Genomic DNA, 15209 nt, shown 5'->3' on the forward strand with positions numbered 1-15209 from the left:
CCATGGACAAGAAACAAGCTCGTTCGCGCCGTGCTCGCCAGACTCGTATCAAGTTGGCAGAGCTCAAGGTGCATCGTCTCTCAGTGCATCGCACCAACTTGCACATTTACGCACAGGTGTTTTCGCCTTGCGGCACAAAAGTGCTGGCGAGCGCATCGACCGCGGAACTGGATGTGCGCAAAGAGCTGGCAGGCAAAGAGGGCAAGGGTGGCAATGTCGCCGCGGCCGAATTGATCGGACGTCGTATCGCCGAAAAAGCGAAAGCCGCTGGCGTGGAAAGCGTTGCTTTCGATCGATCCGGCTTTCGCTATCACGGTCGAGTGAAGGCGCTTGCTGACGCCGCGCGCAGTGCCGGCCTCAAGTTTTAAGTAAGGATTCGTCATGGCAAAGATGCAAGCGAAAGTTCAGGCTGACGAACGTGATGACGGCCTTCGCGAGAAAATGATCTCGGTCAATCGTGTGACCAAGGTGGTGAAAGGTGGCCGAATTCTCGGTTTCGCCGCACTCACCGTGGTTGGCGACGGCGACGGGCGTATTGGCATGGGCAAGGGCAAGGCGAAGGAAGTTCCTGTTGCCGTGCAAAAGGCGATGGAACAAGCTCGCCGCAACATGTTCAAGGTGCCTTTGAAGAACGGTACGTTACAGCACGAAATCAGCGGACGTCACGGCGCCTCTAAGGTGCTGTTGGCTCCGGCCAAGGACGGTACGGGGGTTATCGCCGGCGGTCCGATGCGGGCTGTTTTCGATGTGATGGGTGTTACGAACGTGGTGGCCAAGAGCTTTGGTTCGACCAATCCCTACAACTTGGTCCGCGCGACGCTTGATGGTTTGAGCAAGCAGTCAACGCCGTCTGACATTGCCGCAAAGCGCGGTAAGTCGGTCGAAGACATTTTGGGCTAAACCGGGTGGGCACCATGTCGCAAAATACCATCAAAGTACAATTGATCCGAAGCCTTATCGGTACCCGCGAGTCGCATCGCGCTACGGTCCGTGGCCTGGGTCTGCGCCGCCTCAATTCAATCAGCGAGTTGCAGGATACGCCTGCTGTGCGAGGCATGATCAACAAGGTGTCGTACCTGGTGAAGGTCGTTGGCTGACCCACTGGGGAGCGAGGGTAATATGGAATTGAATTCGTTGAAGCCAGCTGAGGGTGCCAAGCACGCGAAACGGCGAGTTGGCCGGGGCATCGGGTCGGGGCTCGGTAAAACCGCGGGTCGCGGGCACAAAGGGCAAAAATCCCGCGCTGGCGGCTTCCACAAAGTTGGATTCGAGGGTGGGCAAATGCCGTTGCAACGGCGGTTGCCGAAGCGTGGTTTTACGTCGTTGACGCGCGCTTTCGTTGGCGAGGTGCGGCTCTCCGATATCCAGAAGTTGCCTGTCGATGAGATCGATCTGTTGGTTCTCAAGCAAGCGGGAATTGTCGGCGAACTTTGTCAAAGCGCGAAGGTGGTTGCTTCTGGCGAATTGACGCGCAAGGTCTCGTTAAAAGGTTTGGGGGCGACGAAAGGTGCGCGAGCAGCGATTGAAGCGGCTGGCGGATCGATTGCGGCTTAACTGTATAGGTTTATACGGAGCCATCCTTGGCCAAGACTTCTAACCAAGCGAAAGGTAGCACTCAGGGTCCGAAATATACGGATTTGCGTCGGCGGCTGATATTTTTGCTGCTGGCGCTGACGGTCTATCGTATCGGTGCGCACATTCCCGTGCCCGGTATCGATCCGGACCAATTGGCGCAGCTCTTTCAGCGGCAACAAGGCGGCATCCTGGGCATGTTCAACATGTTCTCCGGTGGTGCCTTGTCCCGTTTCACGATCTTCGCGCTGGGGATCATGCCGTATATTTCGGCGTCGATCATCATGCAGCTGCTGGCGATGGTCTCTCCGCAGTTGGAGGCGCTCCGTAAAGAAGGCCAGGCAGGGCAGCGCAAGATTACGCAGTACACGCGTTACTTCACGGTGGGTCTCGCCCTGTTTCAGGCGCTTGCGATAGCGGTTACGCTCGAGAGTCAGCCGGGACTGGTTGTCGATCCGGGCCTGATGTTCCGCCTGACGACGGTGATTACGCTGGTGACGGGGACAATGTTCCTGATGTGGTTGGGTGAGCAGATTACCGAGCGCGGCTTGGGTAATGGGATTTCGCTGATTATCTTCGCCGGTATCGCAGCCGGGTTGCCGAACGCCATCGGTGGTTTGTTTGAATTGGTCCGCACGGGCTCCATCGGCATCTTCTCGGCTATCGTCATCTGCGTGCTCGTCGTTGCGGTGACCTATTTCGTGGTGTTCGTCGAGCGGGGTCAGCGCAAAATTCTGGTCAACTACGCGAAGCGGCAGGTTGGAAACAAGTTGTACGGTGGTCAGGCATCGCATTTGCCACTTAAGCTGAACATGGCCGGGGTGATTCCCCCGATTTTCGCCTCGTCGATCATTCTGTTTCCTGCGACGATCGCGAACTGGTTCAGTGCGAGCGGAAGCATGCGTTGGCTCAAGGATGTGGCCAGCAAATTGTCGCCCGGGCAGCCGATTTACGTGATGCTTTACGCCTTGGCGATTGTGTTTTTCTGTTTTTTCTACACTGCGTTGGTTTTCAACAGCAAGGAAACAGCAGATAACCTGAAGAAAAGCGGCGCATTTGTTCCTGGCATTCGCCCCGGTGACCAAACGGCAAGGTATATCGACAAGATTTTGACTCGGCTTACGCTCGCTGGTGCCTTGTACGTTGTCCTGGTTTGTTTGCTGCCCGAGTTTCTTGTGCTGCGGTGGAATGTGCCGTTTTATTTTGGTGGCACCTCGCTGCTGATTATCGTTGTCGTGACAATGGATTTCATGGCGCAAGTGCAGTCTTATGTGATGTCGCAACAATATGAATCTCTGCTCCGGAAGGCGAACTTCAAGGGCGGTGGCAATATGACGCTTCGGTAAGCATAAGCATGGCGAAAGACGACGTAATTCAGATGCAGGGCGAGGTTGTGGAGAACCTGCCCAACGCCACGTTCCGGGTCAAACTGGAAAATGGCCACGTAGTACTCGGGCATATTTCCGGCAAAATGCGCATGCACTACATTCGCATTTTGCCGGGTGATAAAGTCACGGTGGAATTAACGCCCTACGATCTTTCGCGGGCGCGGATCGTGTTCAGGGCGCGGTGATTAAGAGAGGGAATCGTCATGAAAGTGTTGGCATCAGTTAAGCGCATTTGCCGCAACTGCAAAATCGTCAAACGCAATGGTGTGGTGCGGGTGATCTGCAGTTCGGACCCGCGCCATAAGCAGCGTCAGGGTTGACCGCATTTAACGCTATATAGTTGGGGAATTACGAATGGCTCGTATCGCAGGGGTGAACATCCCAAACCACCAGCATACCGAAATCGGTCTGACCGCTATTTACGGTGTTGGTCGTACGCGTGCTCGTCAGATTTGTGACGCGGCAGGCGTGGCGTATTCAAAGAAGGTTAAAGACCTTGACGACGGTGATCTCGAGAAGCTGCGTGAGCAAGTGGGTCTGCTCACCGTGGAAGGTGATCTTCGCCGTGAGGTAACGATGAGCATCAAGCGCCTGATGGATCTGGGGTGCTATCGTGGTGTGCGTCATCGTAAGGGCTTACCCGTCCGCGGACAGCGTACGCGCACCAATGCGCGCACGCGCAAGGGTCCGCGTAAGGCCGGCGTTTCGTTGAAGAAGTAACGTTGAAGAGACACAGGAACAGGAATGGCTAAAGCACCTAACAATGCTGCATCGCAGCGCGTGCGCAAGAAAGTCAAAAAGAACGTGGCCGAGGGTGTAGTCCACGTGCACGCGTCGTTTAATAACACGATCATTACCATTACTGACCGGCAAGGTAATGCATTGGCATGGGCGACGTCTGGTGGCCAAGGCTTTAAAGGATCGCGCAAGTCCACCCCATTTGCGGCTCAGGTTGCGGCTGAATCGGCTGGTCGGGTGGCGCTTGAGTATGGCGTCAAAAACCTTGAAGTGCGTATCAAGGGCCCAGGTCCAGGACGCGAGTCTGCTGTGCGGGCGTTGAACGCGCTTGGCATCAAGATTACCGCGATCTCGGACGTGACTCCGGTCCCGCATAATGGCTGCCGTCCGCCGAAACGCCGCCGTATCTGAGTTCTGTTAAAATACTCGGCTGCGTTAAGTTTTTACCGTCTTCACCCATAAGCCCACCGTCTGACGCTTTTGCGAGCAGACTAGCGCAGCGGATTTATCCGCTGCGTGAGTTTTTTTAAGGAACTGCCGTGGCACGTTACACAGGCCCCAAAGCCAAACTCTCGCGTCGCGAGGGAACTGACCTATTTTTGAAGAGCGCCCGCCGCTCGCTGTCCGATAAGTGCAAGCTTGACAGCAAACCTGGCCAACATGGGCGCACCTCTGGCGCTCGTACGTCGGATTACGGGAACCAGTTGCGCGAAAAGCAGAAGGTCAAGCGCATTTATGGCGTGCTGGAGCGTCAATTCCGCCGCTATTTCGCAGCCGCTGAGCGTCGCCGCGGAAACACGGGCGAGAATTTGCTGCAATTGCTGGAGTCGCGTCTCGACACCGTTGTCTACCGGATGGGGTTTGGCTCCACCCGCGCTGAGGCACGCCAATTGGTCGGGCACAAAGCTATTACTATCAACGGCCAGGTCGCCAACATCCCATCGATGCAGATCAAGGCTGGCGATGTTGTGGCGGTGCGGGAGAAGGCGCGCAAGCAAACGCGTATTCAGGAAGCTCTGTCGCTTGCCGAACAGATCGGTTTTCCGATTTGGGTGTCGGTCGACGCAAAGAAAATGGAAGGTACCTTTAAGCAATTGCCGGAACGCAGCGATATCGCAGGCGATATCAATGAAAGCCTGATTGTCGAGTTGTACTCGCGTTAATCGAGCGCCGGCGCGCCTGTTTGGCGCGCCTTGCGCTTCGTGCAGGTTGTCAGCCGTCAGCCTTATCGGTGTAACGAGCCGAGGGTATTGAAAAGGAAACCTATGCAAACCAGTTTGTTGAAACCCAAGATCATTGCGGTTGAGCCGATCGGTGAACATCACGCCAAAGTCGTGATGGAACCGTTCGAACGCGGTTACGGCCACACCTTGGGGAACGCGTTGCGCCGCGTGCTGTTGTCATCGATGGTCGGTTATGCCCCTACCGAGGTCACGATCGCCGGTGTGGTGCATGAATACTCCACCATCGACGGTGTGCAAGAGGATGTAGTCAATTTCCTGTTGAACCTTAAGGGTGCGGTATTCAAACTGCACAATCGCGACGAAGTAACCGTCGCGTTGCGCAAGGAAGGTGAAGGCGTGGTACGCGCCGGCGATATCGAAGTACCCCACGATGTCGAAATCATCAACCCCGATCACGTGATTGCTCACTTGGCCAAGGGTGGAAAGCTCGACGTTCAGATCAAGGTCGAACGTGGTCGCGGCTACGTGCCGGGTAATGTGCGTCGCTACGGCGATGACAGCGCCAAGATTATCGGGCGCATTGTGCTGGACGCTTCGTTCTCGCCCGTGCAACGTGTGAGCTATGCGGTCGAAAGCGCGCGCGTCGAACAGCGTACTGACCTGGACAAGTTGGTCATGAATATCGAGACCAACGGTGTTGTTTCGCCGGAAGAGGCGATTCGTCAATCCGCCCGCATCCTGGTCGACCAGTTGTCCGTATTTGCCGCATTGGAAGGTACGGAAGCCGCCAGCGAAGCGCCGTCGCGGGCTCCGCAGATCGACCCGATTCTGTTGCGTCCGGTGGATGACCTCGAGTTGACTGTCCGTTCGGCCAATTGCTTGAAGGCGGAAAACATTTACTATATTGGCGATCTGATCCAGCGCACTGAGAATGAGCTGCTCAAAACGCCGAACCTTGGGCGGAAATCGCTCAACGAAATCAAGGAAGTGCTTGCCTCGCGCGGCTTGACCTTGGGCATGAAGCTCGAAAATTGGCCACCCGCAGGGTTGGAAAAGTAATACTGCTGGCATAGGCCGGGATATAGCAATATACCCGGCCTTAATTGAACTACTTACATTACCGGCCCGCGCGAGACGGCTTGCTGTCGAGGCGATAGAAGAGCTGGCAAAAAACTGCTGTTAAACAAAGGAATCGAAAAATGCGTCACCGCCATGGTTTGCGTAAGCTCAACCGCACCAGCAGCCACCGCTTGGCAATGCTGCGTAACATGTCCAACTCTTTGATCGCCCATGAAGCGATCAAGACGACTCTGCCGAAAGCTAAAGAGCTGCGCAAAGTCGTCGAGCCGCTGATCACGCTCGGCAAGAAGCCTTCCCTGGCCAATCGTCGACTGGCTTTCAACCGCCTGCGTGACCGTGATTCGGTTGCCAAGCTGTTCGATGAACTGGGCCCGCGCTACGCGAATCGCCCCGGTGGTTACCTGCGCATCCTGAAGTTCGGGTTCCGTGTTGGCGATAACGCCCCGATGGCACTGGTCGAGCTGGTCGATCGCCCGGAGGTCCAGGAAGAGGCGGCCGCTGAGGAATAAGCGGGCGACGCCGAATACTCGGGACAAGGTCATCAAAGAGCCAGGCGAGAGCCTGGCTCTTTGCGTTGGATGACGCCAAAGGCAGCGATGCGCACCGTGCATCCTGGGACTGGTATAAAGTGAACATTTGACCAGTGTGCAAGGTCAATTGCAAACCATGAATAAGTTACTGATGGTCATGACCACCTTTCCTGACGCCGCCAAGGCGCAAGTCGCTGCCGAAGGCATCGTTGCCCAGCGCCTTGGCGCATGCGTCAAGCAACTCGCGCCGTGCACGTCCATCTACCGTTGGGAAAGCAACGTCGAGTCCACCCAGGAAGTGCCCCTGCTCATCGCCACCAGCGCAGCTTGTTACGCAGCGCTCGAGCAATATATCCTGACCCAGCATCCATATCAGGTGCCTGAAATTGTGGCCTGGCCGCTTGAGCGAGCCCTGCCCGCCTATGCCGATTGGGTCATACAGGAAGCCGGAGGGGTCTCCAATGTATAGGCCGGCACAAAAGTTGTCGGGTCGCGCGTTGATGCTTGTCCTGCTCGCGTGCCTGACAGCGATATCGCTTCTTTTCTCGCTTTCGGCCCGTGCCGACACCGATTTCCTGGCGCCTGACGCCGCCTTCCAAGCGCAGCTGGGCGAAACGGGCTCCGGTGCATTGCAGATCCGGTTTAACGTCGCCCCGGGATACTATCTCTATCGTGAGCGCTTCGCGTTTGCCACGACCACGCCGGGCGTCGTGCTGGGAACTCCGGAATTTCCCAAGGGCGAGATCAAATATGACCCGACCTTTCAGAAAGAGCTCGAGGTCTATCACCATTCGATGGCGGTGCGCATACCCATCGAGCACGCCAGCGGACCGTTCGAGGTTCAGGTCACGATGCAGGGATGCGCCGACAAAGGATTGTGCTACCCGCCGATGCACACGACTTTGCATATCGTCAATACAGCACTGCAGGCACCCGGCGTAATGGTGACCCCGGCATCCCGACCGGCAGTTGGCTCGACATGGGCGCAGGTGCTGGCGGGCCGCGACGATTTCGGTCAGATCGAGCAATGGCTATCCGGTGGCAGCCTGTGGCTCACCCTGGCGATTTTTCTCGGGCTCGGTCTGCTGTTGACGTTTACGCCATGCGTATTGCCGATGGTGCCGATTCTGTCGTCCATTGTCGTTGGTCAAGGAGCCCGGCGAAGTCGGGCATTGGGCCTGTCTGTCGCCTACGTTCTGGGCATGGCATTGGTCAACACCGCAATTGGCGTGGCGGCAGGACTGTTAGGGCAGGGGCTGACTGCGGCGCTGCAAGACCCCTGGGTGTTGAGCGCGTTCGCGTTGTTGATCATTGCGCTGGCCGGATCGATGTTTGGCTTCTATGAGCTTCAGTTGCCGTCAGCGCTGCGCAGCCGCATCGACGACATCTCGCGAAGGCAGCGCGGCGGCCAATGGGGCGGTGCTCTCGTCATGGGAGTACTATCGGCGCTGATCGTCAGCCCGTGCGTGACGGCGCCGCTGGCGGCCGTACTGGCATTCATCGCAAAAACAGGGAATGCGGTTTTCGGCGGTGCGGCGCTGTTTTCCATGTCGCTTGGCATGGGGATCCCATTGCTGCTGGTCGGTCTCGGGGCCGGTGCCATCCTGCCGGCCAGCGGGCCCTGGATGGAGAGCGTCAAACGGCTTTTCGGCGTCGTGCTGCTTGGTCTCGCACTCTGGATTCTGCGCACTGTCTTGCCGACATGGTTGTCCATGCTGGCGTGGGCCGGGCTGCTCCTGGCCAGCGCCTCCTATCTCCGAGTGTTCGATCCGTTGCCGGATGCGGCGTCCGGCTGGCACCGTTTATGGAAGGGCTTGGGCGTCGGTCTCGCGGTCGCGGCTGTGCTGTTGCTGATCGGACTCGCCCGCGGCGGGCGCGATCCGCTGCAGCCACTGGCGCCGATCACCTCAATGAGGTTTGCCGGGACGGCAGGCGAAAATCCCGCCGGCTCGTTGCATTTCAAGCGCGTCAAGACGCTCGCTGATCTGCAGCGTGCCGTCGCTTCGGCCAAGCGGCCGGTCATGCTGGATTTTTATGCCGATTGGTGCGTGAGCTGCAAGGAAATGGAGAAATTCACCTTCAGCGATCCCCGCATCCAACGCCGGCTGAGCCACGTCCTGCTGCTCCAGGCGGACGTGACCGCCAATGATTCAGCCGACCAGGCGCTGCTCAAGCAATTCGGGCTGTTTGGGCCACCCGGCATTCTGTTTTTCGACGCGAGTGGGCATCAAATCGCCGGTGCGCGTGTCATCGGCTACCAGGACTCGGGCAGATTTCTGCGCAGCCTCGATCAAGCGCTTGGTTCAGGTAGTACCGTTGCCGCAAATCACTCATAGCGTATGCCGATATCGGCGTCGCCGGCCGGAGACATATCGGCCGGTTTGAGCGAGTAGGTCTCGAGCTGGCGCGCAGCGGGGATTATGCGCCCTGTGCTTTAAGCAGATTGGCCGCATCCAGCGCGAAGTAGGTCAATATCCCGTCCGCTCCAGCCCGCTTGAACGCGAGCAATGATTCCATCATGACCCTGTCATGATCCAGCCAGCCCTTCTGCGCCGCGGCCTTGAGCATTGCGTACTCGCCGCTGACCTGGTAGGCATAGGTCGGATAACGGAACTCGTCCTTGACGCGCCGCACAATATCCAGATATGGCATGCCAGGCTTCACCATCACCATGTCGGCCCCTTCCTCGATATCGAGTGCGACCTCGCGCAGGGCCTCATCGCTGTTGGCCGGATCCATCTGGTAAGTCATTTTGTTGCCTTTGCCCAGATTGGCCGCCGATCCGACGGCGTCTCGGAACGGACCATAAAATGCCGACGCGTATTTGGCGGCATAAGCCATGATACGTGTGTGGATGTGACCGCTCTCTTCCAGCGCGACTCGAACGGCGCCGATGCGGCCATCCATCATATCGGACGGTGCGACGATATCGACCCCCGCTTCGGCCTGCGTCAGGGCTTGCGCCACCAGGATGTCCTTGGTTTCTTCGTTGAGCACATACCCGGCTTCGTCGAGTACGCCATCCTGACCGTGGGTGGTGTACGGGTCGAGTGCGACATCGGTGAGCACGCCCAACTCCGGAAAGTGCTGTTTCAATGCTCGGACCGCCCGCGGAACCAAGCCGTCGGGGTCGGCGGCAATCCGGCCATCAGGCGTTTTGAGCGTCGGTTCGATATTGGGGAAAAGCGCCAATACCGGTATGCCAAGCGCCACACAACGCTCTGCAGTGATCAGCAATTGATCGACCGACAGCCGCTCCACGCCAGGCATCGATCCGACTTGCTCGCGACGGTGCTGGCCTTCCACAATGAAAACCGGATAAATCAGGTCATCCGTCGACAGGCGATTCTCGCGCATCAGTCGACGGGAAAAGTCGTCGCGGCGCATGCGGCGAGGGCGCAACAGCGGATAGGAACTCATTCAGACACGCCTATGGAAAACGTGAAAAAAGGCCTCGGATTACGAGAATCCGTGACGGCAAAGATCCGAGCTTCCAAGAAACTTTCGGATGCATGGTATATCATATCAAGCGGATGCCGCACGTGTGCTGTATCCCCCGCTTCTCCTCCCTGAGCGGGTGCCTGTCGTGACTACGATAAGGCATTGTTTAATGCCGCCGTGATAAGACACGGCGGTTTTTTTTTTGCGTGTAGCGCCATGATTCGCGTCGCGCTACCGGGTATCGGTCGGCGCGCCCTCGGCACTGGCATCGTTCGCCTCGGCATGGACTGTCGAAGCCGCCTGTTGGGCGACAGGCTGTTCGCGAGAGGGGATATCCAGCCAATGCTCCAGCGTCCGTTGAGCTTCTGCGATGCCGGTCCGCTTGAGCGACGAAAAGAGCTGCACAGTGAATTGCGGCGGCGCGTCGGGATGATCGTCCGGCAAACCATCCGAGCGGCCATAGCTCGCAAATGTTTCGCCGGCCTTGCGCAGAACGAGCGTCGCTTCCTGCCGCGTCAATTTGTCTGCCTTGGTCAAAATCGCGTGAATCGGCCGGCCAGTCGGCAAGAACCATTCGATCAGCTGCTCATCGAGTTCGGTAAATGGGCGCCGAGCGTCCATGACCAGCACCAGCCCGCGAAGCTGCGGCCGCTGGCGCAGGTAGTCTCCAAGCAGCGCCTGCCAGTGAGCCTTGGCAGCGCCCGGGACTTGCGCATAGCCGTAGCCCGGCAGGTCGACCAAATAGCCGAAGACATGCTCGGCCTTCGCGATCTCGAAGTAGTTGATGTGCTGCGTGCGCCCCGGCGTCTTGCTTGAAAACGCCAGGCGCTTTTGGTTGCACAGCGTATTGAGCGCGCTCGACTTGCCGGCGTTGGAGCGTCCGGCGAAGGCCACTTCGGGCACCGCGGTAGGCGGCAAATCACGCAAATGGTTGACGGTCGTAAAAAAACGCGCCTGATGCAGTAGGGACATGATTGGGGCGAGAGAGAAAACAGCCGCCCTGGGAGAACGCGGTCTGTAGCGTAGAATGCCGTTAAAATCGGCGAATAAGTTATTGTACAATATGAAAGTTAACCATACCCTACCCAGACGATGGGCGGGACGGGGTTATGGCGAGTGCTCCCGGGTGGCGCGGCGACAGGTTCCCGGGCGGTAATTTCCCAACGACCGATTCCTCGACAAAACAAAACAAGGTGTGCGAATGAACCGAGTGTGGAAGTTTCTGGCGATAGCACCGTTGGCAATCACACTGGCCGCTTTGGCCGGCAGCGTTTGGGGCGCAGAAGCTCAGCCGCCCGCCAAACCCGATCTCAACCGAGGACAAGCGATTGCCAAGCAAGTCTGTGCGGCCTGCCACGGGGCGGACGGCAATAGCGCCGTCGGAACCTATCCGAAGCTCGCCGGGCAGCATGCCGCCTACCTCTACAAACAGCTCAAGGAATTCAAATCCCACGCGCGCAATAACGCGATCATGATGGGGATGGCCTCCGCGCTGTCCGACCAGGACATGCGCAATGTGGCTGCTTACTTCGCCTCGCAAAAAGAAAAACCGGGGTTCGCGACAGACAAGAGCACCGTGGCGCTGGGCCAGAAGATTTTCCGCGGCGGTATCGCCGAGAAGGGTGTTCCCGCTTGCGCGGCCTGCCACGGCCCCACGGGAGCCGGCATTCCGACGCAATATCCCCGGCTGGGCGGTCAATGGGCCGAATATACGCAAACGCAGTTGGTGGCCTTTCGCGAAGGCACTCGCACCAACAGCGTGCCGATGCACGATATCGCCTCGCGTCTGACGACCAAGGAAATCCAGGCTGTAGCCGACTACATAGCTGGACTCCGATAATAAAAATAGTTGTCAGCCGGTTCGTCGGCGGCACTACAATTGTCTGAGCTAGGGTGGCGTGCGCGGCCAGCGACGCCGCCTTTTTTGTTTGTGGAATCCGCATGAGCCTGAGTACCGCCGGTATCGAAGTCAAATCCTCACATCGCGTCGTGCGCGATGGTGTCGAGCTGGTCAGCTCGATGCGGTTTGCCATCAGCCTGCTCTCGATCCTGGCTGTCGCCAGCATCATCGGCACGGTGCTCAAACAGAGTGATCCTTACCCCAATTACGTCAATCAGTTCGGCCCATTCTGGGCGGCCATTTTCCGTACACTCGACTTCTACACGGTCTACAGCGCCTGGTGGTTTCTGCTGATCCTGGCTTTTCTGCTGATTTCGACCACGCTGTGTCTGGTGCGCAACACGCCGAAGATGCTAAGCGATATCCGAAGCTGGAAGGATCAGGTGCGTGAGGGCAGTCTCCGGGCGTTTGGCAACAAGGGTGAATTCCCGAGCACGATGCCTCGCCAGGACGTCGTGGCACGGCTGACCGAATTGGTGGGCCGGTCTCGCTACCGGTGGGTCACTCGCGACAAAGACGGCGCGACACTGATTGCCGCCAAGGCAGGCGCCGTCAACAAGATCGGCTACATTTTCGCGCACAGTGCCATCGTCATTATTTGTCTCGGTGGATTGCTCGACAGCAACCTGCTGATCCGCGCGCAAATGTGGGCGCAAGGCAAATCGCTGGTCCAGGGCGACGCCGTCATCTCGCAGATTTCTGCCAAGCATCGCCTGAGCGCCAGTAATCCGGCATTTCGCGGCTATGCGTTTGTCCCGGAGGGCAGTGACACCTCGGCGGCCATCCTGAATTTCCAAAATGGCTCCCTGGTTCAGGACTTGCCCTTTACGATTCACCTCAAAAAATTCCACGTCGCCTATTACTCGACGGGCATGCCCAAGCTGTTCGCCAGCGATATCGTGGTCATCGATCCGAAAACCGGTAAGCGCATCGACGCAACAGTCGAGGTGAATCATCCGTTCAGCTACAAAGGGGTCGAGATCTATCAATCCAGTTTCCAGGATGGCGGCAGCAAGCTGAAGCTGACCGGATACCCGATGGCGGGCCAGAGTGCGGCGTCGTTTGCGCTGGCTGGCGAAGTCGGCGGCCAGGCCTCCCTGTCGCCCGCCGAAGCTGACAAGACTGTCGGTGACGACGTGGAGTTCACCGATTTCCGCGCCATCAATGTCGAAGATATGAGCGATGCCGGCGGCCAGCGGGACACGCGTGGTGTCGCGCGCAGCAATCTGCGGCGGGATCTCGAGCGCCAGCTTGGCGCGGGCGTCAAACTGGGGCTCAATAAAGACCTCCAGAACGTGGGCCCGTCGGTGCAATACAAGATTCGTGATCGCGATGGACAGGCGCGCGAATACAACAACTACATGCTGCCAGTGGCGCTCGAGGGTGGCGAGCGCGTGTTTCTCTCCGGCATGCGCGACACGCCGGATGGACCGTTCCGTTACCTGCGTATTCCTGCCGACGACGACGGTACCGTCAAGCAGTGGATGCTCCTGCGTGCCGCACTGGCCGACCCGGCGGCGCGCGCAACCGCGGCGCGCCAATTCGCTGTGAGTGCTCTGCAGCAAAACGACTCGCCGCAGTTACAGAACCAGCTCGAACTCAGCGCCAAGCGCGCGTTGGATCTGTTCGCCGGGGCCCAGCAGTCCAACAACAGCAAGGCGCCGGCTGGCGGTTTCCAGGCAATCGCCGATTTCGTGAGTGCCTCGGTGCCCGCCGCTCAGCAGAAAAAAGCGGCCGATTTGCTGCTGCGCATGCTCGACGGGGCGATCTGGCAGCTTTGGCAAGTGGCGCGCCAGCAGGCAGGGCAGCCGCCGGCGACCGCCACGCCCGAGCATGCCCGCTTCATCCGTACGGCAATCAATGCGCTGTCCGATAACTTTTACTATGGCGCGCCAGTCTATTTGCAGCTCGACTCGTTCCAACAGGTCCAGGCCAGCGTCTTCCAACTGACGCGCTCGCCGGGGAAAACGGTCGTATTTACCGGTAGTCTGCTGCTGGTTCTTGGGATTTTCTCGATGTTCTACATCAGGGAACGCCGCTTATGGATCTGGGTCAAGGATATGCCGGATGGCGGTAGTAATATTTTGTTTGCGGTCTCGACCAGCCGCAAGACGCTGGATTTCGAAAAAGAATTTGCCCAGTTGCGAGACAGGATTCACAAAATAGTCTCGCCCCCCCCGAGGTGACAAACATGGAACTGATACACGTCTACCCTGATGGCCCATGGCTCAAGCGCCGCTCATGGGTGGATTGGATGTTCGCCGTGGCTTTGGCCGCCGGAGCCAGTTTTGCTCTCGACCGTTACGGTGCGTACATGGGCGGCTATGAAAAAGGCATTTTGATCGCGGCGGTACCGGTTTTTGCCGCCCTCGGGTGGCACTGGCGGGCAGTACGAGCCCTGATGCTGGGCATCGCCGTGCTGGCGCTCACTGCCATTAATCTGTACCACGGGCAATTGGCTCGTGCCGAAGAAGTATTTCTACTGAAATACTTTCTCTCCAGCCAGTCGGCGATTCTCTGGATGAGCCTGTTGTTCCTGCTGTCCACGCTGTTCTACTGGGGGGGCTTGCTGACCCGCTCGCCATTCGGGGCCAGCGTCGGCTCGAAGCTTTGCTGGTCGGCCGTGCTGCTCGGATTTACCGGCATGATGGTGCGGTGGTACGAATCCTATCTGCTGGGTACCGACGTCGGCCACATCCCGATTTCCAATCTCTACGAAGTGTTCGTGCTGTTCTGCATGATCACGGCGCTGTTCTATCTTTACTATGAGCAGCGCTATGCAACGAAAGCCATGGGGGCCTTCGTGTTGCTCGTGATCAGCGCCGCGGTGGGTTTCCTGTTGTGGTACAGCATCGCGCGTGACGCCTACGCGATTTTGCCGCTCGTGCCGGCGCTGCAGAGCTGGTGGATGAAAATCCACGTGCCCGCCAACTTTATCGGCTACGGCACGTTCTCGTTGGCGGCGATGGTGGGCGTGGCCTATTTGCTCGTCGATCGCGAGGAAAGGCAGATCAAACTTGCCGGAGGCGAGGCCGGAAGCGGATTTTTCGGCTCCCGCCTGCCATCGCTGGTGTTGCTGGACGACGTGATGTACAAGTCGATCGCGGTCGGTTTTGCCTTTTTTACGATCGCGACCATCCTTGGTTCGCTGTGGGCGGCACAAGCCTGGGGCGGGTACTGGAGCTGGGACCCCAAAGAAACCTGGGCGCTGATCGTCTGGCTCAATTACGCCGCGTGGCTGCATATGCGACTGATGAAAGGCCTGCGCGGCACTGTGGCAGCCTGGTGGGCGCTGATCGGGTTGCTGATCACCACCTTCGCGTTCCTTGGTGTCAACATGTTCCTGTCGGGGCTTCACAGCTACGGGCATTTGTAA

19 protein-coding genes are annotated in these 15209 nt (G+C 58.3%); 17 read left to right on the forward strand and 2 right to left on the reverse strand.

Annotation, left to right across the window (positions count from 1 at the left end):
* The first annotated feature begins 2 nt into the window (after positions 1 to 2).
* The 14 genes from rplR to dsbD all read left to right on the forward strand — a co-directional run bounded on the left by rplR (position 3) and on the right by dsbD (position 8828).
* The gene (gene rplR / locus PATSB16_RS20075) at positions 3 to 368 is read left to right on the forward strand and encodes a 50S ribosomal protein L18 (RefSeq protein WP_047215742.1); all 366 of its coding nucleotides are present in this window, start codon (positions 3 to 5) and stop codon (positions 366 to 368) included.
* A 13-nt stretch (positions 369 to 381) separates the two neighbouring features.
* On the forward strand, positions 382 to 900 hold the full coding sequence (gene rpsE, locus PATSB16_RS20080) for a 30S ribosomal protein S5 (RefSeq protein ID WP_047215743.1): 519 nt from the start codon (positions 382 to 384) through the stop codon (positions 898 to 900).
* 14 nt (positions 901 to 914) lie between these two features.
* Entirely contained in the window at positions 915 to 1097 is a 183-nt protein-coding gene (rpmD, locus tag PATSB16_RS20085; RefSeq protein WP_047215744.1) for a 50S ribosomal protein L30, read from the forward strand.
* Positions 1098 to 1119: 22 nt separating this feature from the next.
* Positions 1120 to 1554, forward strand: a complete 435-nt coding sequence (rplO, locus tag PATSB16_RS20090) for a 50S ribosomal protein L15 (RefSeq protein WP_047216788.1) — start codon at positions 1120 to 1122, stop codon at positions 1552 to 1554.
* Between the two features lie 26 nt (positions 1555 to 1580).
* Positions 1581 to 2918 carry a preprotein translocase subunit SecY gene (secY, locus tag PATSB16_RS20095; protein WP_047215745.1) on the forward strand — a complete coding sequence of 446 codons (1338 nt, stop codon included), beginning with the start codon at positions 1581 to 1583 and terminating at the stop codon, positions 2916 to 2918.
* Between the two features lie 8 nt (positions 2919 to 2926).
* On the forward strand, positions 2927 to 3145 hold the full coding sequence (gene infA / locus PATSB16_RS20100) for a translation initiation factor IF-1 (protein WP_047215746.1): 219 nt from the start codon (positions 2927 to 2929) through the stop codon (positions 3143 to 3145).
* Positions 3146 to 3163: 18 nt separating this feature from the next.
* Positions 3164 to 3280, forward strand: coding sequence for a 50S ribosomal protein L36 (gene rpmJ, locus PATSB16_RS20105; RefSeq protein ID WP_072628576.1), 117 nt, complete (start codon positions 3164 to 3166; stop codon positions 3278 to 3280).
* Between the two features lie 34 nt (positions 3281 to 3314).
* The gene (gene rpsM / locus PATSB16_RS20110; RefSeq protein ID WP_047215747.1) at positions 3315 to 3680 is read left to right on the forward strand and encodes a 30S ribosomal protein S13; all 366 of its coding nucleotides are present in this window, start codon (positions 3315 to 3317) and stop codon (positions 3678 to 3680) included.
* A gap of 24 nt (positions 3681 to 3704) precedes the next feature.
* Positions 3705 to 4109 (forward strand): 30S ribosomal protein S11, encoded by a 405-nt coding sequence (gene rpsK / locus PATSB16_RS20115; RefSeq protein WP_047215748.1) that lies wholly within the window; start codon positions 3705 to 3707, stop codon positions 4107 to 4109.
* A gap of 128 nt (positions 4110 to 4237) precedes the next feature.
* Positions 4238 to 4861, forward strand: coding sequence for a 30S ribosomal protein S4 (gene rpsD / locus PATSB16_RS20120; RefSeq protein WP_047215749.1), 624 nt, complete (start codon positions 4238 to 4240; stop codon positions 4859 to 4861).
* A 102-nt stretch (positions 4862 to 4963) separates the two neighbouring features.
* On the forward strand, positions 4964 to 5941 hold the full coding sequence (locus tag PATSB16_RS20125; RefSeq protein ID WP_047215750.1) for a DNA-directed RNA polymerase subunit alpha: 978 nt from the start codon (positions 4964 to 4966) through the stop codon (positions 5939 to 5941).
* A gap of 140 nt (positions 5942 to 6081) precedes the next feature.
* Positions 6082 to 6471 carry a 50S ribosomal protein L17 gene (rplQ, locus tag PATSB16_RS20130; protein WP_047215751.1) on the forward strand — a complete coding sequence of 130 codons (390 nt, stop codon included), beginning with the start codon at positions 6082 to 6084 and terminating at the stop codon, positions 6469 to 6471.
* 157 nt (positions 6472 to 6628) lie between these two features.
* Positions 6629 to 6961: a divalent-cation tolerance protein CutA gene (cutA, locus tag PATSB16_RS20135; RefSeq protein WP_047215752.1), complete on the forward strand. Its 333-nt coding sequence runs from the start codon at positions 6629 to 6631 to the stop codon at positions 6959 to 6961.
* Between the two features lie 31 nt (positions 6962 to 6992).
* Positions 6993 to 8828, forward strand: a complete 1836-nt coding sequence (gene dsbD, locus PATSB16_RS20140) for a protein-disulfide reductase DsbD (RefSeq protein WP_237170264.1) — start codon at positions 6993 to 6995, stop codon at positions 8826 to 8828.
* An 82-nt stretch (positions 8829 to 8910) separates the two neighbouring features.
* Here dsbD and hemB read toward each other — a convergent pair whose 3' ends face one another.
* Together hemB and yihA are read right to left on the reverse strand one after the other, a co-directional pair.
* The gene (gene hemB, locus PATSB16_RS20145; protein WP_047215754.1) at positions 8911 to 9912 is read right to left on the reverse strand and encodes a porphobilinogen synthase; all 1002 of its coding nucleotides are present in this window, start codon (positions 9910 to 9912) and stop codon (positions 8911 to 8913) included.
* Positions 9913 to 10164: 252 nt separating this feature from the next.
* The gene (yihA, locus tag PATSB16_RS20150) at positions 10165 to 10905 is read right to left on the reverse strand and encodes a ribosome biogenesis GTP-binding protein YihA/YsxC (RefSeq protein WP_047215755.1); all 741 of its coding nucleotides are present in this window, start codon (positions 10903 to 10905) and stop codon (positions 10165 to 10167) included.
* 229 nt (positions 10906 to 11134) lie between these two features.
* On the opposite strand from yihA, the gene PATSB16_RS20155 reads away from it, so the two are divergent.
* The 3 genes from PATSB16_RS20155 (at position 11135) to ccsB (ending at position 15209) form a co-directional block, all read left to right on the forward strand.
* Positions 11135 to 11773 carry a c-type cytochrome gene (locus tag PATSB16_RS20155; RefSeq protein ID WP_047215756.1) on the forward strand — a complete coding sequence of 213 codons (639 nt, stop codon included), beginning with the start codon at positions 11135 to 11137 and terminating at the stop codon, positions 11771 to 11773.
* Positions 11774 to 11874: 101 nt separating this feature from the next.
* A complete protein-coding gene (locus PATSB16_RS20160; RefSeq protein WP_047215757.1) occupies positions 11875 to 14019 on the forward strand; it encodes a cytochrome c biogenesis protein ResB in 2145 nt (714 codons plus the stop codon).
* Between the two features lie 5 nt (positions 14020 to 14024).
* Complete coding sequence (ccsB, locus tag PATSB16_RS20165) at positions 14025 to 15209, forward strand: c-type cytochrome biogenesis protein CcsB (protein ID WP_047215758.1); 1185 nt, start codon at positions 14025 to 14027, stop codon at positions 15207 to 15209.

The sequence above is a fragment of the Pandoraea thiooxydans genome (assembly GCF_001931675.1).
In the GTDB taxonomy this organism is placed as follows: Bacteria; Pseudomonadota; Gammaproteobacteria; order Burkholderiales; family Burkholderiaceae; genus Pandoraea; species Pandoraea thiooxydans.